The organism is Mesorhizobium sp. SARCC-RB16n (assembly GCF_008520305.1).
GTDB lineage: Bacteria > Pseudomonadota > Alphaproteobacteria > Rhizobiales > Rhizobiaceae > Mesorhizobium.
In genome coordinates, this window is sequence record NZ_ML703258.1 from 102,761 (window position 1) to 126,512 (window position 23,752).

A 23,752-nucleotide genomic window follows, 5' to 3' on the forward strand; every position below is an offset into this window, starting at 1 on the left:
GCAAAGTGCGCCATTAGGGGCTACCGTTGAGCAGTCCTGGCATGCGGAGTCACGGCTCCATTGGCCAGGCCTGTAAACTCTCTCGAGGCTCCCCAACTAGAGCCGTTGCCCTGTGACGTCTTGAATTCTGCAGTCGCAGCCGTCAGGCAACGGCCCGCGCCAATGCACATCGCGACCACAGGTCGGAGAGTGCGCCGACCAGATGGTCAATATCGGCGTCTGTGTGCAAGGGCGACGGCGTGATCCGAAGCCGTTCGCTTTTCCTCGGCACCGTGGGGTAATTGATCGGCTGGACGTAAATGCGATAGCTATCCAGCATGGTATCGCTGATCCATTTGCATTTCACGGGATCGCCCACCATCACCGGCACGATGTGGCTGAGGTTCGGCAGATACGGGATCCCGATTCTCTCCAGACGACCGCGCACGCTGGCGACCCGGTCGCGATGCAGCTCACGCTCCGCATTGCTCGTCTTGAGATGACGTACGGCCGCAAGCGCTCCCGCCGCGACATGCGGCGGCAGCGAGGTCGTGAAGATGAGTCCAGAAGCAAAGCTGCGGATGAAGTCGCAGAGCGCGGCCGAGCCAGCGATATAGCCGCCGACCACGCCGAAAGCCTTGCCGAGCGTCCCCTCTATGATGGTAATGCGGTCCATCAGCCCCTCACGTTCGGCTAAACCGCCACCGCGCGGCCCATACATGCCGACCGCGTGCACCTCGTCGAGATAGGTCAGGGCGCCATGCTTGTCGGCGACGTCGCATATCTCCTTGATCGGCGCAATGTCGCCATCCATGGAGTAGACGCTCTCGAAGGCGACGATCTTCGGTGCCTCGCGGCCATATTCCGACAGTAGCCGGTCGAGGTCCTTCGGGTCGTTATGCCTCCAGATCCGCTTCTCCACCTTCGAATGGCGGATGCCCTCAATTATCGAGGCGTGGTTCTTCTGGTCGGAAAAGATAACGGCACCCGGAAGGTGAGCGCCCAGCGTGCCGAGTGTGGTCCAGTTCGAGACATAGCCCGAGGTGAACAGCAGCGCTGCCTGCTTGCCGTGCAGGTCGGCAAGCTCATGCTCGAGCAGCACGTGATAGTGGTTAGTGCCGGAAATGTTGCGCGTGCCGCCCGCGCCCGCGCCGCAACGGTCGAGCGCTTCGTGCATGGCAGCGATCACCGGCGAATGCTGGCCCATGCCCAGATAGTCGTTCGAGCACCAGACCGTCACTTCGCTCCGAGTGCCATTGGCATACCGGATCGCCCGCGGAAAGTCGCCCTTTCTGCGCTCCAGATCGGCAAAGACCCGATAGCGTCCCTCCTTGTGAAGGCTATCGAGCTTCGCGGCGAAAAATGCTTCAATGTCCATGCATGCTCCTCGGCGCAGGCCTTAGGCTTGAACTCCGACCTTCTATCGGGTCAGCACGGCGCAACCGCCTAGAAAGGGGAATCGAAGGGCGTGCCAATGCCGCCCTTACACAGGGGCGTGGTGTTTTGGCGGGGTTCTCAAGAGTCACTGTTGCCTAGGTGATGCTTGCGCGCTTTGTCGGTGTTGCGGCGCCTTGCCCGATCTTGCCCTGAAATGATTAGGCCGGATCGTTGTCGATGACCGGCTGAGCATCATGTTGACGAGCAAGCCGGCTTCACTCACGACCCGGCGGCATTTGCCAGCCAGGGCATCGACGTCGCGAGCCAGGATTTCCTCGTCGTGAAATCCGGCTGTCACTACAAGCTGAATTTGGCGTTGGCACCCCGCTCAGTAGCGACGCCGGGAATTGGCTATTACACGCGCGGACTGCTGCATTGGAAGAAAACGCGGTTCTGGCCTGAACACGAAGTCGCTGTCCCCGAGATCAGGCCCGTTGTGCATGGCAGATCCATCCACACACCGGCCGCTTAGTGATCGTTGGAATATCGCCCGGGACGTCAGCCCCCGGCTTCCTTCAGCCGCGCCAGACGAGCACGCCAGATCTCTTCGACGAGCATGTGCAATTGAAGGTGCGCTCGCCGAACCAACCAAGGGCCTCCTCACCGATCGTGTAATAGTCAGCAAGGTGCCAGCGGTTAAGAGCCTTCGAAAGGCCTCCGGAACGAAAAATGACAAGAGGAGGAAGTCTGATGGCCCAAACCATCAAACGTGACGCACTGCTTACCGGCCGGCTCGAACTTATCGGGCAGTTTTCGGGGATCGTCTTCGACTAATACCGCAAAGGCAAACCACTCACGGCAAGGCTGCGCAAGTCATCCCAGGCCCCAGCGGGTAGCTTTGTCTCGTCCGAACGAACTCACTTTGGAAGCGACCGTAGCATTGGGAGCCTCCGTTTGCGGAATGGTGACGATATGACAGCGGTTAACAAGTCCAATTCTGCAACTGAAAAAGGGTTCGAGGGGACCAGTGTAAGCTGGAGCCATAGTACATCCCGGTGCAACGGGACAGCGAGCACTGGTACAGAGCAAAGTGCGCCGCACGATCCTAACCTGCTCCAAACCCCCGAGCTTAGTTCGTTTAACACCAGGCTCCGTGCATGCCGCAGCTTTCTGCTCACACCTGCCTCGCGCCCCGATCTCTTCTCGGTGGCTGGTGGTGCTGGCGGCGATGCTCTCATCCTCGATCTCGAGTCCACCGTCGCCCCAGTGGACAAGCAGCGAGCGCGTGAGGCTGCGCTGGCGTTCTTACGCCAGCCAACCGAGACGGACTCGGTGCGCATCCTACGCATTAACAGCCCACGGTCGGCGGAAGGACTTCGTGACCTGCTCGCCCTCTACGAAGCAGCAAGCTGTCCCGACGCAATCATTATCCCAAAGTGCCGGTCCGCGGATGAAGTCCGGATGGTGGCCGACATACTGGACCGCTCGCAATCCGGAATCGGCATCATCCCGATGATCGAACTTGCACGAGCAGTCTTCGTTGCCAACCTGATAGCGGAAGCCGATAGACGAGTTTGCGGGGTCTTCCTCGGCGGCGGCGACCTGGCGGCCGACCTTGGCGCCGTGGGTTCTTGGGAGAACCTGCTGTTTGCACGATCTCAGGTCGTGGCGGCAGCAGCCACAACCGGCATTGCCTCGATCGACGCGCCGTACTTCAAGAGCGACAGTGAGGGCCTTCACCGCGAAGCAGAAGCGAGTCGAAGGCTCGGGATGACAGGCAAGGCCGCTCTCCATGCAGAGCAGCTGGCCGCGATTGACGCCGCTTTCACACCATCACCGGACGCCGTAGCCGATGCCCGTTCGGTCATCGCCGCTGGCGCCTCGGCCGGCACTGACCTGCCCGTCTTGAACGGTCACGTGGTGGAACCGGCAATGATCCGAGAGGCGATGCGGGTGCTGACAATCACAGACCGACTGCGCAGCAGCTCAGGTGCGCCGGCATGTTAAACACCATCGCCGTGACGCTTGTGCCCGTAGCCTTTGTGATCTTTCTCGGATATCGCGCGGCGCGCCTGAAGTTCTTCGGAGGCGCCGACCGGGCAATGCTGACCCGGCTCGTGCTGACCTGGCTCCTGCCGCCTCTGCTTCTGGCCGGAATCTTACAGACGCCCCGCTCAGACCTCATGGACTACAGGATACCCCTGCTGTTCGTGGTGGGGCTTACGGTTCCCTATCTCGCCATCCTGCTCGGCAGCCTCTTTGTCCTTCGCTACGACTTGCGCACTTCTACACTGAGGGCGAGCCTTCTCGCCTTCCCCGATATGGTATTCATGGGCGTTCCGGTCCTCGGGCAGTTATTCGGCCCTTCAAGCCTCTACCCAATTCTCATCGCGAACCTGATCCCATCGCTGATCATCGTTCCACTTACCACCGTGCTCCTCGAAATCGGCTCCAACAGCGGCAAGAGCGCTGGGGCTCGGAGATTCTTCATCACGCTGCTGAAAGCGATACGCGAGCCGAGAGTCTGGGTCCCATTCATCGGCATCGTGGTGATGCTCCTTGACTTGCCTGTGCCGGCGTTCGCCATCGACTCTCTCAAACTCATAGGCAATTCCACCACGGGGATTTCTCTTTTCCTTGCCGGGCTCATCATTGCTGAGGAAAAGGTCGAGCTAACAAAGGCAGTGGCCATCGACTGCCTGATCAAGAACCTGGTGCATCCTGTCGCGATGCTCGGGGCCGTCCTGGCGTTGGGGATTACCGGCGTCGTCGCGCGGGAAGCAATCCTGCTCGCCGCACTGCCCTCGGCGGTCATCACAACCATGTTCGCCGAAGAGCACCATGTTCTCGAGTCAGAATCCTCGACCACCATTCTCGCAACGAGGGTGCTCGCCTTCGCAACGATCCCGCTCATGATCGTAGCGACACAACACCTGATGATATCGTGAGAGGGGGTCAGCTATGAACGCCGCAGGTGATTTCTATGATTTTCATAGTGTGCGGCCCCACGAGGCGCCGCACGAGATAGAGGATGTAGAGCGGCTGCTGGCTGCCAATAACCTGGAACTGGACAGCCAAATCGAGATTTTCGTTGTCTGCCGACAACAAGGGACCGTCGTCGCCTGCGCTGGTCTTGACCACTGCACAATAAAGTGTGTCGCAGTCGCCGAACATCTACGCGGCGAGGCGCTCAGCCTGCGGCTGGGCAGCGAAGTCGTCAGCCTGGCGGCAGAGAGAGGGCAATTCCACCTATTCCTCTACTCCCCACCGCATAACCAAAGCTTATTCCGAGGCTGGGGCTTCTACCCACTGGTCGAGGTTCCCCGGCAGATCGTGCTGATGGAGAATAGTACTGTCGCGATTCAAAGATATTGCGACAGGCTGCGTGAGCAACGCCGGCCGGGCGCCACGATCGGCGGCATTGTCCTGAACGCGAACCCATTCACGCTTGGCCATCGCTATCTGGTCGAACAGGCGGCGACCGCTTGCGACTGGATCCATCTCTTCCTCGTCAGGGAAGATGCATCGTCAATATCCTATGCCGATCGCTTCGCCCTCGTTGCGGCGGGCGTAAAGGATATCGACAACCTGACGCTGCACCAGGGCTCCGACTACATAATCTCGCGCGCCACTTTCCCGGGCTATTTTCTGAAGGATAAAGCGCTCGTCGATCATAGCTGGGCCGCTATCGATCTACTTCTGTTCCGGGAATACATCGCACCGGCCCTTGGCATCACCCACCGCTACGTGGGCACTGAGCCGTTCGACCTGGTCACGAATAGCTACAACAGTGAGATGAGACACTGGCTGCAGCAACCAGCCTCGCCGGCTCCTCCGATCAAGGTGGTCGAGGTGCCCAGAGTATCGATCCATGGGACCCCGGTCTCCGCGACCGAGGTCCGAAGATTGCTCGCGCACCGGAATTTCAAGGCTATCGAGGAACTGGTGCCAGCGACAACCATGAAGTTTCTGGAGCAAGACTATCCGCAAATTGTGCAAGGGGCATGATGAAAGGTCGAAATTCAATGAAGATCGTCAAAGAAGCTATAGCCGGCACGCTGGAATCTAGTGATCTGCTGGTCAAGGTTGCGCCAAGCGATACACGCGAAATCGTGATCAAGAGCGAAGTATTCAAGCAGTTCGGCAAGCAGATCGCGCGTGTCGTTGAAGAGACCCTGGATCAGCTTTCTGTGAAGGCCGGATCCGTCGTGATCGAAGACAAGGGCGCGCTGGATTGTGTCATCCGGGCACGGGTTCAGGCCGCGACGTTGCGTGGCTCCGGGTCCGAGGACCTGGATTGGCGGAGGCTGTCATGAAATTGCGTCGCAGCATGCTCTTCGTCCCCGGCGACAATGCCGCAATGCTGAGCACCTCATTCATCTACAAACCCGATTCGATCATGTTTGATCTCGAAGACGCGGTTTCACCACGCGAGAAAGATTCGGCGCGGTTGCTCGTTTTTCAGGCGCTCCAGCACCCCGTTTATCGAGATATCGAGACCGTCGTGCGCATCAACAGCCTCAGCACGGAGTTCGGCAGGAAGGATCTGGAGGCCGCCATCAGAGGGGGCGCCAACGTGGTGCGGCTACCGAAGACAGAAAGCCCAGAGGCGATCCGTGAGCTCGACACACACGTGACGCGGATCGAAATCGCGTGCGGACGCCCTGTCGGAGACACAAAGCTGATGGCAGCGATCGAATCGGCCTCGGGTGTTGTCAATGCCGTGGCGATCGCAACTGCATCGCCGCGCATGATTGCGATCGCCATGGCCGGGTTCGACTACTTGGTCGACATGCATACGCGCCGCAGCGACGACTGGCAGCCCGAGCTGTTCTATGCGCGAGCTGCGGTCCTGCACGCCGCGCGAGCGGCGCATATCGACGCCTTCGATGTCGTCTATGGCAATGTGAACGATGACGAGGGTTTCATGCGCGAGGTCAAGATCGCCAAGCAGCTCGGCTTCAATGGAAAATCGCTGATTCACCCGAAGCAAGTTTACCTTCTTCACAGGGCATACGCGCCGACGCAGGACGAAGTCGATCACGCCAGACGCGTGATTGCAGCGGCAGAGGAAGCGCTCCGCAACGGATTGGGGGTCGTCTCACTCGATGGCAAGATGATCGACCCACCAGTGCTCAAAGAGGCTGAAATGACATTGCAGCTTGCCGAAGCGGCCTGAAACCAACACTTCATTGAGGACGACACTTTATGACCAGTTCGCTCACGCCACTGCAATCGCCGGATTCCGTACTTGGCCAATCGCAGCCTTTCACGGGAGCGACGGCCCAGACCCCTTATCTCGATGCCGTCGATACGAAATTGCACCGCAAGCTTTGCGGGTCGATCGAGGAAGCCATCGAGCGATCGGGGCTGAAGGATGGGATGACCATCTCTTTCCATCATGCCTTCCGAGAGGGCGACAAAGTGGTCAACAGGGTCGTCGACACTCTGGCCCGGCTCGGCTTCAAAAACCTTACGCTGGCGTCGAGTTCCCTGCTGAGCTGCCACGATCCTCTCGTCGACCACGTCAAGAGCGGTGTCATCACCCAAATCTACACTTCGGGCATGCGCGGCAAGCTCGCGGAAGCCATTTCGAACGGCCTTATGGCGCGGCCCGTACAGGTCCACTCGCATGGCGGCCGTGTCCATTTGCTGCAGACGGGAGAGTTGCAGATCGACGTGGCCTTCCTGGCAGTAGCCTGCTGCGACGAGTTCGGAAACGCCAATGGAACTCATGGCAGGCTGAATTGCGGTTCGCTTGGCTACGCGAAGGTCGATGCGCAATTCGCTCGCCAGGTCGTAGTGTTGACAGAAGAAGTGGTCGACTTTCCGAACCACCCGGCCAGCATTTCGCAGGATCGCGTCGACTGGATCGTCAAGCTCGACGAAGTAGGTGACCCGTCGAAGATCAGCGCGGGCGCCGCGCGCGTCACGAACAATGCACGCGAATTGCTGATTGCCCGAAATGCAACGGACGTGATCGAGCACTCGGGCTATTTCGTTGATGGCTTCTCAATGCAAACCGGTTCGGGAGCGGCGGCCACTGCTGCTACCCGGTTCCTGGAGGAGCGCATGACGCGCAGGGGAATCAAAGCAAGCTTCGCGTTGGGCGGCGTTACTGGTGGCATTGCGGATCTGCACAAGAAGGGGCTGATCAAGACCGTCGTCGATGTGCAGTCATTCGACCAGGATGCCGCGGAGTCGCTGCGTACCTCAAGCGGACATCTGGAGATCTCGGCAAACGAATATGCCAATCCCACCTCCAAGGCGGCATACGTCGATCGCGTGAACATGGTAATCTTGAGTGCCTTGGAGATCGATCTTGATTTCAACGTCAACGTGATCACCGGTTCCGACGGCGTCATGCGAGGCGCATCTGGCGGGCATTGCGACGTGGCTGCGGCGGCCGACTTGACCATCATTGTGGCCCCTTTGGTGCGCAGCCGGATTCCCACAGTTGTTCGACGCGTCACGACAAGGCTGACCCCCGGCGAATCGGTCGATGTTGTCGTGACGGATCAGGGCATCGCGGTAAACCGGAACCGTCCCGAAGTCGAACAGCGCCTCCGCGATGCTCGGTTGCCGGTCATGACAATCGAAGAGTTGCACGAGCGGGCGGTGACACTGACCGGGGAGCCCGAACCGCTCGAATTCACCGACCGCATTGTGGGCGTTGTTCGCTATCGCGACGGCAGCGTGATCGATGTCGTGCGGCAGGTGAAGGGCTGATTATGGATTCCCATGCCGAAATGATCGGTGAGACCAGTATCAGCCTCGAGCAGATGCTGGTCGCAAGGGAGCAGCGGGTTGCGCGCCAAGCCGTTGCTCTCGCGCGATTCGGCAGACCTTTGATTTCCGTGACGGTCGTGATCCCCGGCCCGATCAAGGATGGCCAACTACCGCGACGTTTGATGACCCAAGCGCTTCGAGAATTGGATGCCCTCGCGTTCAGGCGGGGCTGGAGCGTCCTGTCGCACGAAGCCTTGTGGCAGGAGACCGGCCCGGAGGCGCTCTACGTCATCGACACGGACGCAGGGACCCTCAAATCGGCTGCCATCGAGCTTGAAGACCGCCACCCCATCGGGCGCTTGTGGGACCTGGATGTCATCGCTCCCGGGACGGGTTCACTATCCCGCCGAACCCTTGGCCTTCCTCCGCGCCCCTGCCTCGTCTGCCCACAGCCGGCGCACGTCTGCGGCCGCTCGCGCAGGCACCCGCTGGAAGAGCTGTTGAGCACGTTGAGAAAGATCGTCCATGAATATGATCTACGGACAGCCATATAGCAGTCCGTCGCGCGCTTCGCAGGACAAAGCGCAACAGACGATTGGCGCTGCCGCGATTGCGGACTATGTCAACAGGGCATTGCTCACAGAGGTGATGCTCACCCCCAAGCCCGGGCTGGTCGACACGCGTAATTGCGGCGCCCACTACGACATGGACATAAATACGTTCCTGGCGAGTGCGCGGGCTATTGCTCCCTGGTGGCCGCGCTTCCTGGAGATGGGCCATGAATCCGCTGGAATCGCTGCTTGTCTCTCGCTGCCGCTGGTGCGGCCGATCGGACTCCAGTGCGAACAAGCGATGCTTCAGGCGACACACGGCATTAACACGCATAAGGGCGCCATATTTTCCTTCGGCTTGCTCTGTTTCGCTGCGGGTCGGCTTTTGACGAATGGGTTCGATTTGACCCGAGAGAGCATGTGCGCCGAGGTGGGAGGCATTTGCGCCGGACTCGTTGATCGGGAGCTTAGGGGCACACCGGAGGCGCGGACGGCGGGCGAAAGGGCCTTCCTTCGCTTCGGCTTCCCCGGTGCCAGAGGAGAAGCAGCGTCTGGTTTCGCGACAGTGCGCACGGCGGCGTTGCCAGTGTACGACGGCTTACGGTTCGACGGCGTAAGCGAAGAAATGGCGCTTCTACAGGCGTTATTACATCTGCTGGCCGTCAACGACGATACCAATCTCGTTTCCCGAGGCGGTCTTGCTGGCCTTGGCTACGTCCGCACATACGCCACGAAGCTTCTGCAGGCGGGCGGCGCCTTGGCACCGGATGGTGCTGCGAAAATGGCAGCCTTCGATGACGCCCTGATCAGCCGCCACCTCAGCCCAGGAGGCACCGCAGATCTGCTAGGCCTCACATGGTTCATCGCGCAGTTTCCCGCTGTTAACGAAGACGCGCGGATCTGACTCGCTTTCGAGAACCTGCGTCTGACATCACCGAGATTAACGGCATGCGCGGCGGGGCTTGGTCTCGACCATTTTAGCATTGAATTGAAGACGCTGCAGGGGGACATGGCGCGTCCTGTCTAGCCTGTTTCAGTTAGCGCAACATTGTCACAGGCGCGGCAAGAACGACGAAGCCAGTGGGTCATCGCATTCACTAATGTTGGGCCCTCGCGGATCGACGATGAGATCCGGCACTGAGACGGCAGCAGGCTGGAGCCGCTGCTACGGCCGGAACGCGTCAGGTAAGGAAACCCAAATGGCAAAAACGGTGGCAGATCAGTTCGCGGAAATCCTCGCCGCCGCGGGTGTCAGGCGCATCTACGGCATCGTCGGGGACAGCCTGAACGGTCTGACCGACGCCATCCGGCAACAAGGCAAGATCGAGTGGATCCACGTCCGGCACGAAGAAGTTGCTGCCTTTGCCGCCGGCGCCGAGGCGCATCTGACCGGCGAGCTCGCAGTGTGTGCGGGAAGCTGCGGACCCGGCAACCTGCACCTCATCAATGGTCTGTTCGATTGTCACCGCTCGCGCGTTCCCGTTCTTGGAATCGCCGCCCAGATCCCCTCGGGCGAAATCGGCAGCGGCTATTTTCAGGAGACCCGTCCACAGGCGCTCTTCCAGGAATGCAGCCACTATTGCGAGTTGGTCTCCGGGCCTAACCAAATGCCACGGGCTCTCGAGATCGCCATCCGCCAGGCCGTCGGCAAGCGCGGCGTTTCGGTGCTCGTTCTACCGGGTGATGTCGCCCTGCAGGCCGCTGCCGAAGCGCCAATCAAACTGGGCGGGCTGCTCCCACCCGCGCCGCTGGTAACGCCGTCGCCGAAGGACCTCGATCGTCTGGCAGCGCTCCTCAATGCCGATGGCCGTGTGACGATCTTGTGTGGCTCGGGATGTCAGGGCGCTCACGACGAGCTGCTGGCGCTAGGCGAGCGCCTCAAGGCACCAATGGTTCATGCGCTCCGCGGCAAGGAGCATGTCGAGTGGGACAATCCTTACGACGTCGGCATGACCGGGTTGATCGGCTTCTCCTCCGGCTATCATGCAATGCGCGCCTGTGATGTCCTGCTCATGCTGGGGACCGATTTTCCCTACCGCCAATTCTACCCGGATGGTGGTGGCGCCCGCATTGCTCAGGTCGATCTGCGGGCAGAGAACATCGGCCGTCGCGCTGCAGTCGACCTCGGCGTTGTGGGAGACGTCCGTACCACCGTCACCGCCTTGCTGCCGCTGCTGACGGAGAAGCGCGACGATACGCACCTTACCCAGGCACGGCAGCACTACGTCAGGACGCGTAAGGCACTCGACGGTCTCGCGATCGGCACGCCCGGAAAGCGGCTCATTCATCCGCAGCAGATCGCACAGGCAATCAGCGACCAGGCCAGTAGGGACGCTGTCTTTACCTGTGACGTCGGTCTCCCGACGGTGTGGGCCGCGCGTTACCTCAGCATGAACGGCAAGCGGCGGCTGCTCGGGTCTTTCTGGCATGGCTCGATGGCGAATGCGATGGCGCAGGGGATCGGTGCCCAGGCCGCATTCCCCGATCGGCAAGTGATCTCGCTGTCCGGCGACGGTGGCTTCGCTATGTTGATGGGCGACTTTCTGACGCTGGCGCAGCATCGTCTTCCCGTGAAGGTGGTGGTGTTCAACAACAGCGCATTGGGCTTTATCGAACTCGAGCAAAAATCCACCGGCTTCCTCGATTTCGGGACAGAGCTGAAGAATCCGAACTTCGCCGCAATGGCCGAAGCTGTCGGTATCCGCGGGATCAGGCTCGAGGATCCGGCTGAGGTGGACGACGGAATCGCGGATGCCCTCGCCCACGACGGGCCGGTTCTGATCGATGCTGTGGTCAACCGGACCGAGCTCGCAATACCGCCTTCCATCACCATGGAGATGGCGAAAGGCTTCACCCTCTACATGGTGAAGGCTGTGATTAGCGGCCGAGGCGACGAGGTCATCGACCTCGCGAAGACCAATGTGTTGCGCTGAGATCGGCGATGGAGATTGTGACCACCCTCTGCTCCCGGCTTCGGCTGACCTCATGGGTCTGTCAGCGAGACCGCGTATCGGTTATTGTTTTGATCGGTGCCTCGACACTCAGCGGCTGTGCCGAGGGCGTGCTCGATCCAAAGGGACCGATCGCCGCCGGTGAGCGGCAAATTCTGTTCAACTCGCTCGGTATCATGCTTGCCATCGTGATCCCGACGATCCTGGCCACGCTCGGCGTTGCATTCTGGTTTCGCCACTCGAATACGCGAGCCCGCTACCTGCCGGGTTTCACATATTCCGGTCGTCTCGAGATGCTGGTTTGGTCGATTCCAGCCATGACGGTGCTGCTGGTTGGCGGAGTGGCCTGGATCGGCTCACACGATCTCGATCCGGGCAAGCCAATTGCCGACACGATAAAACCCGTCACTATTCAGGTCGTCTCGCTCGACTGGAAATGGCTGTTCATCTACCCTGACCAAGGCATTGCGAGCGTCAATCAGCTGACAATTCCGGCCGGCACGCCAGTCAGCTTTGAGCTGACCTCGTCAGGTGTCATGAACAGCTTCTTCGTACCGCAACTGGGCGGCCAGATCTACACGATGGCAGGGATGACGACCCGTCTTCACCTCCTGGCCGACCATCCTGGAACCTACCGAGGACTGTCGGCCCAGTTTAGCGGCGATGGCTTTGCGGATATGCGCTTCAATGTTGACGCGGTGCCTGCCGCAAATTTTGAGCAATGGCTAACCGCAACCCGCAATACTGGTCAGGTGCTCGACACACAGGCTTATGCCGAACTCGCCAAGCCCAGCATAGCGGTTGCGCCTTTCAGCTATCGCAACGTCGCTCCCAACCTGTTCAAAAGCATCTTGAGCACCAGACTACAGCCGGATGATCAATCGCGTCTCTCCCAGGCGGTTGAACAAAGGACGCAAAAATGAATGTTCTTGGCAAGCTTAGCTGGGACGCGATCCCGTTCGACCAGCCGATCGTCATGGGCGCCTCGGCGGTCATGGGCTTAGCCGTGCTGGTCGTCCTCTCCTGGGTCACGTTGAAGGGGCATTGGCCTTACCTGTGGCGTGAGTGGATCACATCCGTTGACCACAAGCGTATCGGAGTCATGTACTTCCTGTTGGCGCTGGTCATGCTGCTCCGCGGATTCTCCGATGCAATCATGATGCGGGGGCAGCAAGCCGTCGCGGCTGGCGGCGCGCAAGGATATTTGCCGCCGGAGCATTTCGACCAGATCTTCTCAGCGCACGGCACTATAATGATCTTCTTCGTGGCCATGCCGCTCGTAATCGGCCTCATGAACTTTGTCTTGCCACTGCAGCTCGGTGTCCGCGATGTGGCCTTCCCGACGTTGAATTCTGTTAGCTTCTGGCTGACGGCTTCAGGCGTTCTGTTGATCAACATCTCCCTGGTGGTCGGCGAGTTTGCCAAGACAGGGTGGGTCGCTTATCCGCCGCTCAGCGAGCTGCAGTTCTCGCCCGGCGTCGGTGTCGACTACTATCTTTGGGCGTTGCAGATCTCCGGCATCGGCACGTTGCTGACGGGAATAAATTTCGTCACCACAATTCTCAAGATGCGCGCTCCGGGAATGGGTTACATGCGCATGCCGGTTTTCTGCTGGACCTCGCTTGCGGCGAACCTGCTCATTGTCGCGGCATTTCCGGTTCTGACCGCGACCTTTGCGATGCTCCTACTCGACCGCTATCTCGGCTTTCATTTCTTCACGGTCGGTGGGCAGGGCAACCCGATGATGTATGTCAATCTGTTCTGGGTGTGGGGTCACCCGGAGGTCTACATCCTCATCCTGCCGGTGTTCGGCGTCTTTTCGGAAGTTATCGCGACTTTTTCAGGCAAGCCGCTGTTCGGCTACCGTTCGATGGTGGCGGCCACCATGGCGATCTGCGTCCTCTCCTTCCTGGTATGGCTGCATCACTTCTTCACAATGGGCGCCAGCGCGGACGTCAACGGCTTCTTCGGGGTCATGACCATGATTATCGCGGTGCCGACGGGCGTCAAAATCTTTAACTGGCTGTTCACGATGTGGGGCGGGCGCATCCGATTCACGGTGCCTGTGCTGTGGACTATCGGTTTCATGGTGACGTTCGTCATCGGCGGGATGACCGGCGTATTGATGGCCGTGCCCCCCGCCGATTTTCAGCTGCACAACAGCCTCTTCCTCGTCGCGCATTTCCACAACGTGATCATTGGTGGCACCGTATTCGGGGCGATGGCAGGCTACAACTATTGGTTCCCGAAGGCGTTCGGCTTCAAGCTCGACGAACGCTGGGGCAAGGCCTCGTTCTGGTGCTGGCTGGTGGGGTTTTATATCGCATTCATGCCGCTTTATGCGTTGGGGCTCATGGGCATGACCCGGCGCATGCAACATTACGACGATCTGAACTGGCAACCCTGGCTGTTGGTGGCGGCAGCCGGCGCCGTTGTCATTCTGGCCGGCATTGTCTGCCAGATTATCCAGCTCATCGTCTCGATCCGCAACCGCGAGCAGCTGCGCGACGCATCGGGCGACCCGTGGAATGGCCGCACGCTCGAATGGTCCACTGCCTCGCCGCCACCGGCCTGGAACTTTGCAATCCTGCCGCATGTCGACGGGGCCGACGCATATTGGGCCCTCAAGGAAGGGAAGCCCGCAAATCAGGATCAACCGGCGCGGCCGCGCAAGTACGAGCCGATCGAGATGCCGAATAACAGCGCGACAGGCTTCGTCACCGCATTCTTTGCTGTCGTTACCGGCTTCGCGTTGATCTGGCACATCTGGTGGATGGTCGGCCTGGGGCTGTTCGGCGCGTTCGTGACGGTGCTCCTTTTCGCCTTTCGCAATGACGAGGAAACGGAAGTACAGGCCGAGCAGATTGCGCGGTTTGATCGGACTCACCAGCTGGAGCTTGTGGTATGAACCTCACCGTCGCTGTTGGCGAAGTGGATCGCCCGTCACTGCCGAGCACAAGCCAAGCCGGACCGGCTCCCAAGCGGATCGTCGTTGCCTACGGTTTTTGGATCTTCCTCCTTAGCGACGTCGTGATGTTCGCAGCGCTCTTTGCCGCTTACGCTGTGCTCGCGACCGCCACTTCGGGCGGCCCGACGGGCGCCGAGCTATTCGATCAGGTCAGCGTCGGGATCGAAACCGCTTGTCTTCTTGCCTCGAGCTACACATGTGGATTGATGTCCTTGGCAGTCGGCTCGCGACGCCGCGGGGCCACTTATCTGACTGCAGCGCTCACATTCGCCCTGGGCGCCGCTTTTCTAGTTTTCGAGCTGAGCGAGTTCACCGGTATGATCGCGCGTGGAGCGACCCCACAACGCAGCGCGTTTCTTTCAGCATTCTTCACCCTTGTCGGCTGTCACGGGCTGCACGTCAGCGCGGGGCTGATCTGGCTGTCGGTGATGATGGTGCAGGTAGCGGTCAAGGGCTTTCGCCCCACTGTGGAGCGTCGGCTGCAGTGCTTGTCCCTGTTCTGGCATGCGCTCGACATTATCTGGGTTGGGCTGTTCACGGTTGTCTATCTGATGGGAGTCCGACCATGACGGAAATACGTTTCGATCGCGCGCCCGGAGACAGGTCAGTCTTACCTGAAACGGAAGAGAAGACATCGGCCGGCGTGCTCGTCTACACCATCGGATTGGTTATCGCAGCGACCCTCACGTCCATCTCCTTCTGGGTCGCCAACACTTCGCTGCTCTGGGCACCCGGGATCCCCCTCGGTCTCGCCGTCCTTGGCATCGCTCAAATGGGAGTACACCTGGTGTTCTTCCTGCACATTACGACGGGGCCGGACAACACGAACAACGTGCTGGCGCTTGCGTTCGGCGTACTCATAGTAATCCTCGTCGTCGCCGGCTCGCTGTGGATCATGGCCAACTTGAACAACAACATGATGCCTCCGCTCGAACTGATGGACTTGCACATGCAGCGCTGAACTATCGCATGCTGCGCCGACCAGCCGCGAGCTGCAGGCGGCCTATCTGAAAGGCCTCGACCCGGCACACGTTGTCGCCAACACTGACCGAAGCGGAGCGTCTCGCATCAGCGATGTCCGGCGGCAGTGACCGCTCACGTCCCCTATTTCGAGAGTGGTACACATCACATCGGAGCAATCAAATGACCGCGCGCGCATCGATCCAGATTGAGGTGCCTACCACGGAACATCCCACCGGCCGCAGCTTGCTGCGCAATCCCCGCCTCAACAAAGGGACCGCATTCTCCGAGGCAGAGCGGGGAGCGTTGGGGCTGGAGGGTCTGCTGCCGCCCGCGGTGAGCACGATCGCTCTGCAGGTCGCTCGCCTGCATGAAGAGATCGCCGCTCTCGACGACGATTTGCAGAAGTATTTGGTGTTGTCGGATCTGCAGACGCGCAACGAGACGCTCTATTACGCGCTCCTGATGTCGGACCCGGCCACCTACATGCCGCTTGTCTATACGCCGACAGTCGGCGAGGCTTGCCAGAAGTTCGGCCACATATTCCGTGCGCCGCGCGGTATATATCTGCCAATCAGTGCGCGCGGTCGGCTGAAAGAGCTGCTTGCCAATTGGCCGGAACGGGATGTGCGCTTCATAGTTGTCACCGATGGCGAGCGCATCCTCGGACTTGGCGATCTTGGCGCTGGCGGTATGGGCATTCCGATCGGCAAACTGACGCTCTACACCGCGTGCGCAGGAGTGCCGCCGCAACACTGTCTGCCAGTCGTCCTCGATGTCGGCACCAACAATCACGAACTCCTGGAGGACCCGCTGTATCTCGGCTTGCGTCGTGAGCGAATCCGGGGCGCGGAGTATGCGGCCTTCATCGACGAATTCGTCGATGCTGTGCAGGCGTGTTATCCCAGATGCTGTATCCAATGGGAAGACTTCGCAAACTTCAACGCTGTTCCCATTCTCGAGCGGTACCGCGACCGGATCTGCACTTTCAACGACGACATCCAGGGTACCGCAGGTGTCGCGCTGGCCGGCATCTACGCAGCGCTGCGCATCTCAGGGCAGCGGCTCTCCGAGCAAAGATTCCTGTTCCTCGGCGCAGGCTCGGCGGCTACCGGCATCGCCGAACTGATCAGCCTCGCGATGGCGAGCGAGGGCACGGAGCTCACGGCGGCGCGGGGCCGCAACGCCCTGTTCGATGTCAATGGCCTGCTGGTGAAATCGCGCACTGATCTGACCCACTTTCAGCAGCCGTTCGCCCTGGATCATGCGCCGGTAGCGACTTTCGTCGAGGCGGTAAAGGCGCTCAGGCCAACGGGCATCATCGGCGTCAGCACCACGCCGAACCTGTTTGATCAGCAGGTCATCGAGGCCATGGCCGAGATCAACGAACGGCCGATCGTCTTTCCCTACTCCAACCCGACTTCGCGCTCCGAGTGCACCGCCGCGGAGGCCTATGGCTGGTCGCAAGGTCGGGCAGTCTTCGCGAGCGGCAGCCCGTTCCCGCCAGTCGAGATCGACGGGCGGCGCTTTGTGCCGGGGCAAGGCAACAATGTCTACATCTTCCCGGCCTTGGGCTTAGCGGTCTTTGCCACCGACGCCACCCGGGTGACCGAGGACATGTTCATCGTCGCCGCCAAGGCTGTGGCGGAGCAGGTTAGTGAGGAGCACCTCGCGACCGGACTGATCTATCCGCCGCAGGGCCGCATTCTCGAGGCATCGGTCCATGTCGCCGAGCGGATCGCCGCCTACATTTTCGACCAGGGCTTGGCAAGGGTGCCGCGCCCGAACGATATCGGTGCGCTGATCAGTGCTTGCGCTTACCGACCCATCTATTCGGATGAAGCCGGCTAAGATCGCTTTTCCCAAACCCATGCATGCGGATCAGGCATGAGTGAGCGCGCAACTGTACATTCTGGGAAGGGGTCGTCCGCAGTCTGTGCTGAACCGGGCGTAGCCGTGTCGCATTCAGGCAGTGTTGAAACGGGTGTGATGGAAGGGTCCGAGATCGCGGACTGGGTCGACGAGTCGGCCGGTAGTAAACCGTTGCTGTTTGCGCTCAGTCTTATCGCAGGCAGCGTGGACGTCATCGGCTTCCTCGGGCTTGGCGGCCTGTTCATAGCCCATATTACCGGAAATCTCGTTGTTCTTGCCGCCAGGCTCGTCGGGGACGGTAAAGCGCCGGTGGCTCATTTGATCGCGGTCCCGGTGTTCGTACTCGTAGTTGCCTTGGTGAAACTTCTCGTGATTGGATTGCAGCGTATGCGGATCCCCTCCCTGCAGCCTCTGCTTCTGCTGCAGTTCGCCCTCCTTTCTGCTTTCCTTGTCACCTGTATCGATAACGGACCGCATGCGGATCCCGAGTCAGCGAACATGATTGTTGCGGGCATGCTGGGCGTTGCGGCCATGGCCGTCCAAAACGCTCTTGTGCAGCTGTTGAAGGGCGCGCCTTCCACTGCGGTCATGACAACCAACATAACGCGTTTCGTGGCCGATCTCAGCGATGCGCTGCTTGAGAGCAGTATCGGCGATCGGATCAACGCAAGGAAGCGTGCGCGCCGCGCGGGACTGGTGATTGCCGGCTTCTTCACCGGATGCGCACTCGGTGCAGCCTGCGAACAAGCAGCCGGCCTGTGGTCGCTCCTGCTGCCGGCTGGCGGCGCGCTCATCGCTGTCGCGCTGCGGACTCAGGCCAATCGTGATTTGTCGCTAAAAAGAACGCTTTAACAACGACTCAATTAAGAAAACATAAGGTCAAAATTTTCGAGAATCACGTTCGACTGAACGAAGAAAGAGTGATAGGTGGCATGGCGCCGCTGTCCCTTTTAGACTGCATAGATTTGTGGAAACGGCCGATGCCAAGCTTACATCGGCCGCATCGCCCGTGAAGCCGCTGTCCGGCCCCATAAGGTGGAACCGGATTGCGCCAGGTTATACTTAAGAGCAGTCTCGTAGAAACGGCTGAATCAAACCCTTCAACTACGACGCTGCTTCGAACACTAATTGCGTTAGGCCCGCAGCGGCAGACGAACAATTCCGACTAGTCTGCCGGCTATGGGGCAATCTCTTTGCGCAAGGGCAAGCTAGTGGCAGCAGTAGCAATCAAGCCAGTTTCCGCTTGAAGCCTTAGATACTGAACGGGTGCTCTTCCGGCCCCTGTGTGGAGTATCCGTTCCACTCAGGGGCACGGACCAGCGACAGTCGATCACGAAGAAGTTCCCTCGCCTTAGCGCGCGGCACCGGGCGGAGCCCCTCGTGGAACCAACAGGAGATTCCATGCCACGGACGTCCATCATCGTTGCCCTCTTGTTCAGCTGCAGCGCAAGTTATTCGCAAACGATGAGCACACAGCCATCAACAGCAACCTCCCCGCTCGGCATCCCAGGGTCCAGTGGCTCGGGCACGTCCACCACCGGCATTCCTCTGGGTGCGACCGAGATTGATCCAGGGGGAGTGAGCACAGCAATCGGCACGACCTGTTCGTCGTCAGTCTACTCGTCGGGCGTCTCGGGAGTGAGCAGTTCGAGAATGGCGAGTGCCGGTATGGGCAGTTCCGGAACGTCGGCAGGCACCTTCGATGGAGGTGGACTGACGACGCCCTGCACGTCCTTGCCCAACTTATCTTCGAGTGGCACCGCCTCGCCTCTCTCAACTCCGGGTTCGAGCACAAGTTCTGCACTGAATGGCGGCTCAATTCCGCTGAGCTCGACTGAATTGAGCAATGCCGGCGTGAGCCCAATGATTACGACCCAGGCGCCGAGCAGCACGAGCAACGGCATCGGCAGTACTGCGATAAGCATCCCCTCGTCCGGCAGTGGTGCGTCGTGCAGTGGTCTGAGCAGCGGGAGCAGTTCCAACTCGGGCTTCGGATCGACGAGCACAGTCGCATCCCTTCCCGGGTGCTACTAAATCGGAGTTTTTTTATGCGCAAAAGATTCATGGTGCTCATCACGGCGGTAGCTGTCATTGGCGGCGCCGGGATGGCAGTGTTGTACGTCGGCGATACGACCCCACCGGCCCGGGCCGCCCTCCCACCTCCGGCCGTTCCAGTGGTCGCCGGAACAGTTGAGAGCGGCAACGTGCCCGTCTATCTGCGCGGGATGGGCACAGTCGTCGCTTACAACAATGTGATTGTCCAAAGCCAAATCACCGGACAGATCATCAAGATCGCCTTTATCCAGGGACAGACAGTGAAGAAAGGCGATCTTCTCGCCGAGATCGACCCACGGCCTTATCAGGCACAGCTCGACCAGGCGATCGCGACCCGCGATCGCGATCAGGCGCAGCTCCTCAACGCCCGGGCCGATCTAAACCGCTATACAGCACTGCAGCAGAAGGGGTTCGCCACCACCCAGCTGGTGGCAACCCAGAACGCTCAATTAAGCCAACTGCAGGCGCAAGTGAAATACGACGAAGGCGTTATCGCTCAGGCGCGAACGAACTTGAGCTATACGAGGCTGACGGCTCCGATCGACGGGGTGACAGGCGTTCGTCAGGTCGACGAAGGGAATATCATCACTCCGTCCAGCGCGAACGGTCTTGTCGATATCGCACAGATCCAGCCGGCCTCGCTGTTCTTCTTCCTGCCGCAGACCGACTTCGTTGAGATCCAGCAGCAAATGGCCACGGGACCGCTGACGGCCCTCGCATACAGTCAAGACGACAAGGTCAAGCTTGATACAGGCAAGCTCGATCTTATTGACAATCAAATCGTCCAGACCACCGGAACGATTCGACTGCGTGCCAGCTTCCCCAATGCCAAGCGCACACTGTGGCCCGGCGAACTCCTCAATGTACGACTGCTTCTCGACACCCGCCAGGGCGGCCTGACGATCGCCGGTTCGGCCGTGCAGCAAGGGCCGCAAGGATCGTTTGTGTGGGTCATCGGCTCTGACGGAACAGTCCAGACGCGTCCGGTCGAGGTCGCGCAGATTGACGACGGCATAGCCCTGATAAATTCCGGTCTTCAGGCTGGAGAGAAGGTCGTCGTGGACGGCCAGTATAGACTGCAGCCGGGTGCCTCTATCCAGGAACTGACTGGACAGGCCGCTCGCGGCGCTCAGTTGCAGAGCTCCATCGAGCAGGAAATCCCATGAATTTTTCGGCATTTTTCATCCGCCGCCCGATCGCGACGGCGCTGCTGATGCTGGCAGTGCTGCTGCTGGGGCTCGCGGCCTACCCGCTTCTGCCCGTGGCAGCCCTGCCGAACGTGAACTTCCCGACCATTCAGATCCAGGCGCAGCTTGCAGGCGCCGATCCGCAGACGATGGCATCCTCGGTCGCGACCCCACTCGAACAGCAGCTCTCGCTTATTCCTGGGGTCACGCAGCTGAGTTCTGCGAGTGGGCTCGGTACCACACAGCTCACGGTTCAGTTCGATCTGAGCCGTGACGTCGATAGTGCTGCCGCCGACGTGCTCGCAGCGATCAACGCCGCAAGCCCGTATTTGCCCCAAGGCATGCCCTACCCTCCCACGATCCGCAAGGTGAATCCGGCCGATACGCCTATCCTGGTCCTCGCCCTCACCTCCAAATCGGTCCCGCTCACTACAGTAGACGCGTATGTCGAAGGTATCCTGGTCCCCAAGCTCTCGCAAATCGCCGGCGTCGGACAGGTCGGGATCGGCGGCCAGCAAAAACCTACCGTCCGCGTTCAGGTCGACCCGCAAGCGCTCGCCAATCGCGGCATAAGCATGGAAGATGTACGCACCATACTCGGCCAGGCGAATGTCGATCAGCCGAAGGGCACCCTAAACGGTCCGAAACAGAGTTATACGCTCAATACCAACGATCAAATCGTAAAACCAGACCAATACCAAAACCTTATCATAGCTTACCGAAACGGCTCACCGGTTCGCATTCGCGACATCGGCAATGTGACAGCGGGGCCGGAAAACGTCTTCAACGCGGGCTGGAACAATGACCAGCGCGCGGTTTTCCTCACGATCCAGCGCCAGCCCGGCGCCAACGTGATCGACACGGTTGATCGCGTCAAGGCGTTGTTGCCGCAGCTCCAAGCCTCAATCCCCCCGGCGATCAAGCTCGATGTGCTTTCGGATCGAACTCAAACCATCCGCGCTTCCGTTAAGGACGTTCAGTTCACATTGATTCTCACGATTGCGCTCGTGGTCATGGTCATCTTCATCTTCCTGCGTAATGTCTGGGCGACTGTCATTCCGGCCGTGACAGTGCCGCTCTCGCTCATAGGAACATTCGCCGCCCTGTACGCAATGGGTTACGATCTCGACAATCTGTCGCTCATGGCGCTCTCGATCGCTGTCGGCTTCGTGGTTGATGACGCCGTTGTCGTGATCGAGAACATCACACGTCACCTCGAGGAGGGCCTTTCTCCGATGGAGGCCGCCCTCAAAGGCTCCGCCGAAATTGGCTTCACCATCGTATCAATAACGCTTTCGCTAATTGCGGTCTTCATTCCACTGTTCCTCATGGGTGGCTATATCGGCAAGCTGTTTCAGGAGTTTGCCATCACGGTCAGCGTCTCGCTCGTGCTGTCGCTTCTAGTCTCGCTGACGCTAACCCCCATGATGTGTGCCCGCCTCCTGAAGCGTCCAACCGAGACGCACGGGCGCCTTTATATGTTCTTCGAGCGCGGCTTCGATGGCTTACTTGGCGCGTATGAGCGGGCTCTTCGTCTAGCCCTGAAGCACCGGTTCATCACACTGCTCGTAATGCTCGCCACGATCGGGCTCACCGGCTACCTTTACTCTGTCGTTCCCAAGGGCTTCTTCCCGCAACAGGATACCGGAATGATAACCGGGATCGCGGAAGCAGCGCCGGATGTCTCATCTCAGGCGATGAGCGCGCGCATACAGGCAGCCATCCGCGTGGTGATCGCGGATCCGGCAGTCGCTTCGGTTGGGTCCAGCATCGGGCCTTCCGGTGCGACCTCCACCCTTAATCAAGGCCGCCTCTTCATCGCCCTGAAACCGCGCGAGCAGCGCGATGCTTCCGCCGACCAGGTCATCAATCGCCTGCAAGCTTCATTGGCTAAAATCGAGGGCATCAGGCTCTACATGCAAGCAGCGCAAGATATCACCGTCGGGGCACGTGTCGCCAAAACGCAATATCAGTACTCGTTGACGGATGCAGATTCCAACGAGTTGGATCACTGGTCGGCCTTCTTCCTCGAAAAGCTGCAAGCGCTGCCCTTGATCTCGGACGTGGCAACGGACCAGGAAAGTGGCGGACCGCGGCTCAACGTGACCGTCAACCGCGAAGTCGCATCGAGCTTCGGCATCCTGCCTGGGACGATCGACAACATTCTGGACGATGCCTTCGGGCAGCGAATTGTCTCGACCATCTACACGCCGCTGAACCAATACCACGTCGTGCTCGAGGTCGACCCGCGCTTCCAAACCGGACCCGAGGCACTCAGCGACATCTATACACCCTCATCTGCCGGGCAGCAGGTACCGCTCGACACCCTGGTCAAGAAGGCGGTCACAACAGCGCCGAGCGTGGTCAACCATCAGGGCCTGTTCCCCTCGACTACGATCTCGTTCAACCTGAAAGCGGGCGTGGCACTCGGCGACGCGGTCAACGCCATTCACCAAATCGAACAGGAAAGCGGGAAGCCGGCGTCGCTCACGACCACTTTCCAAGGTAATGCGAACGCCTTCACGTCAGCCCTGTCGGGAGAAGTGATGCTGGTCTTGGTCGCGCTTGTGGTCATTTATATTATCCTCGGCGTCCTCTACGAGAGTCTGATTCATCCCATCACCATTTTATCGACGTTGCCGTCGGCCGGCATCGGTGCGCTACTGTTGCTGATGGTCGCGCAGAGACCGCTCGACGTAATAGGCATGATCGGCATCATCCTGCTCATCGGCATTGTCAAGAAGAACGGCATCATGCTCGTCGACTTCGCACTCGAGCGCGAACGCATCGAGGGACTGACCCCAGAGGAATCAATCTATCAAGCGTGCCGGCTACGGTTCCGTCCGATCCTCATGACTACTGTTGCGGCGCTCCTCGGCGGGCTTCCGCTGATGCTCGGCACCGGCGTTGGATCTGAACTCCGCCAGCCACTCGGCTACACTATCGTCGGGGGCCTGCTGCTTTCTCAGCTGTTGACGCTCTTTACCACGCCGATCGTCTACCTCTACCTCGACCAACTCAGCGGGTTAGTGCGGCGCCGGCGCCAGCCGGAGAAAGAGGCGTAGAATTCGCTTGAGCGTCTCCTGCTCAACATCGGATCCAGTCAGGAGGCTCCGACCGACC

The 23,752-nt window shown here is 59.9% G+C and carries 19 protein-coding genes; 17 read left to right on the forward strand and 2 right to left on the reverse strand.

Translation table 11 applies throughout. The features are described from left to right. Positions 1 to 142 precede the first annotated feature (142 nt). Positions 143 to 1,357 (reverse strand): 5-aminolevulinate synthase, encoded by a 1,215-nt coding sequence (hemA, locus tag C7I87_RS05950; RefSeq protein ID WP_149903337.1) that lies wholly within the window; start codon positions 1,355 to 1,357, stop codon positions 143 to 145. Positions 1,358 to 2,328: 971 nt separating this feature from the next. Here hemA and C7I87_RS05955 point away from each other — a divergent pair. The 15 genes from C7I87_RS05955 (at position 2,329) to C7I87_RS06025 (ending at position 18,239) form a co-directional block, all read left to right on the forward strand. Continuing rightward, on the forward strand, positions 2,329 to 3,363 hold the full coding sequence (locus tag C7I87_RS05955) for an HpcH/HpaI aldolase/citrate lyase family protein (protein ID WP_149903338.1): 1,035 nt from the start codon (positions 2,329 to 2,331) through the stop codon (positions 3,361 to 3,363). Next, positions 3,357 to 4,304: an AEC family transporter gene (locus tag C7I87_RS05960; RefSeq protein ID WP_149903339.1), complete on the forward strand. Its 948-nt coding sequence runs from the start codon at positions 3,357 to 3,359 to the stop codon at positions 4,302 to 4,304. Before C7I87_RS05955 ends, C7I87_RS05960 begins: the two co-directional genes overlap by 7 nt. 13 nt (positions 4,305 to 4,317) lie before the next feature. Next, a complete protein-coding gene (gene citC / locus C7I87_RS05965; protein WP_149903340.1) occupies positions 4,318 to 5,364 on the forward strand; it encodes a [citrate (pro-3S)-lyase] ligase in 1,047 nt (348 codons plus the stop codon). A gap of 17 nt (positions 5,365 to 5,381) precedes the next feature. Next, positions 5,382 to 5,672 carry a citrate lyase acyl carrier protein gene (gene citD / locus C7I87_RS05970; protein WP_149903341.1) on the forward strand — a complete coding sequence of 97 codons (291 nt, stop codon included), beginning with the start codon at positions 5,382 to 5,384 and terminating at the stop codon, positions 5,670 to 5,672. After that, complete coding sequence (locus C7I87_RS05975) at positions 5,669 to 6,535, forward strand: aldolase/citrate lyase family protein (protein ID WP_149903342.1); 867 nt, start codon at positions 5,669 to 5,671, stop codon at positions 6,533 to 6,535. The genes citD and C7I87_RS05975 overlap by 4 nt, the downstream gene beginning before the upstream one ends. Positions 6,536 to 6,564: 29 nt before the next feature. Next, positions 6,565 to 8,085 (forward strand): citrate lyase subunit alpha, encoded by a 1,521-nt coding sequence (citF, locus tag C7I87_RS05980; RefSeq protein ID WP_149903343.1) that lies wholly within the window; start codon positions 6,565 to 6,567, stop codon positions 8,083 to 8,085. Positions 8,086 to 8,087: 2 nt separating this feature from the next. Then, on the forward strand, positions 8,088 to 8,639 hold the full coding sequence (gene citX, locus C7I87_RS05985) for a citrate lyase holo-[acyl-carrier protein] synthase (protein WP_149903344.1): 552 nt from the start codon (positions 8,088 to 8,090) through the stop codon (positions 8,637 to 8,639). Continuing rightward, complete coding sequence (gene citG / locus C7I87_RS05990; RefSeq protein WP_246696200.1) at positions 8,611 to 9,540, forward strand: triphosphoribosyl-dephospho-CoA synthase CitG; 930 nt, start codon at positions 8,611 to 8,613, stop codon at positions 9,538 to 9,540. The genes citX and citG overlap by 29 nt, the downstream gene beginning before the upstream one ends. A 295-nt stretch (positions 9,541 to 9,835) precedes the next feature. Next, the gene (gene poxB, locus C7I87_RS05995; RefSeq protein WP_149903345.1) at positions 9,836 to 11,569 is read left to right on the forward strand and encodes a ubiquinone-dependent pyruvate dehydrogenase; all 1,734 of its coding nucleotides are present in this window, start codon (positions 9,836 to 9,838) and stop codon (positions 11,567 to 11,569) included. Between the two features lie 8 nt (positions 11,570 to 11,577). Then, entirely contained in the window at positions 11,578 to 12,510 is a 933-nt protein-coding gene (cyoA, locus tag C7I87_RS06000) for a ubiquinol oxidase subunit II (protein WP_149903346.1), read from the forward strand. Continuing rightward, positions 12,507 to 14,495: a cytochrome o ubiquinol oxidase subunit I gene (gene cyoB, locus C7I87_RS06005; RefSeq protein ID WP_149903347.1), complete on the forward strand. Its 1,989-nt coding sequence runs from the start codon at positions 12,507 to 12,509 to the stop codon at positions 14,493 to 14,495. Before cyoA ends, cyoB begins: the two co-directional genes overlap by 4 nt. Continuing rightward, complete coding sequence (gene cyoC / locus C7I87_RS06010) at positions 14,492 to 15,124, forward strand: cytochrome o ubiquinol oxidase subunit III (RefSeq protein ID WP_149903348.1); 633 nt, start codon at positions 14,492 to 14,494, stop codon at positions 15,122 to 15,124. Before cyoB ends, cyoC begins: the two co-directional genes overlap by 4 nt. Beyond that, the gene (gene cyoD, locus C7I87_RS06015; RefSeq protein WP_149903349.1) at positions 15,121 to 15,516 is read left to right on the forward strand and encodes a cytochrome o ubiquinol oxidase subunit IV; all 396 of its coding nucleotides are present in this window, start codon (positions 15,121 to 15,123) and stop codon (positions 15,514 to 15,516) included. Before cyoC ends, cyoD begins: the two co-directional genes overlap by 4 nt. Before the next feature lie 182 nt (positions 15,517 to 15,698). After that, positions 15,699 to 17,366 carry an NAD-dependent malic enzyme gene (locus C7I87_RS06020; protein WP_149903465.1) on the forward strand — a complete coding sequence of 556 codons (1,668 nt, stop codon included), beginning with the start codon at positions 15,699 to 15,701 and terminating at the stop codon, positions 17,364 to 17,366. A gap of 138 nt (positions 17,367 to 17,504) precedes the next feature. Continuing rightward, positions 17,505 to 18,239: a YoaK family protein gene (locus tag C7I87_RS06025; protein WP_188393746.1), complete on the forward strand. Its 735-nt coding sequence runs from the start codon at positions 17,505 to 17,507 to the stop codon at positions 18,237 to 18,239. Between the two features lie 764 nt (positions 18,240 to 19,003). On the opposite strand, the gene C7I87_RS06030 is transcribed toward C7I87_RS06025, so the two are convergent. Continuing rightward, positions 19,004 to 19,393: a hypothetical protein gene (locus tag C7I87_RS06030; protein ID WP_149903351.1), complete on the reverse strand. Its 390-nt coding sequence runs from the start codon at positions 19,391 to 19,393 to the stop codon at positions 19,004 to 19,006. Between the two features lie 42 nt (positions 19,394 to 19,435). On the opposite strand from C7I87_RS06030, the gene C7I87_RS06035 reads away from it, so the two are divergent. Together C7I87_RS06035 and C7I87_RS06040 are read left to right on the forward strand one after the other, a co-directional pair. Further along, positions 19,436 to 20,608: an efflux RND transporter periplasmic adaptor subunit gene (locus tag C7I87_RS06035; RefSeq protein ID WP_149903352.1), complete on the forward strand. Its 1,173-nt coding sequence runs from the start codon at positions 19,436 to 19,438 to the stop codon at positions 20,606 to 20,608. Continuing rightward, on the forward strand, positions 20,605 to 23,694 hold the full coding sequence (locus tag C7I87_RS06040) for an efflux RND transporter permease subunit (protein ID WP_149903353.1): 3,090 nt from the start codon (positions 20,605 to 20,607) through the stop codon (positions 23,692 to 23,694). Before C7I87_RS06035 ends, C7I87_RS06040 begins: the two co-directional genes overlap by 4 nt. Positions 23,695 to 23,752 lie beyond the last annotated feature (58 nt).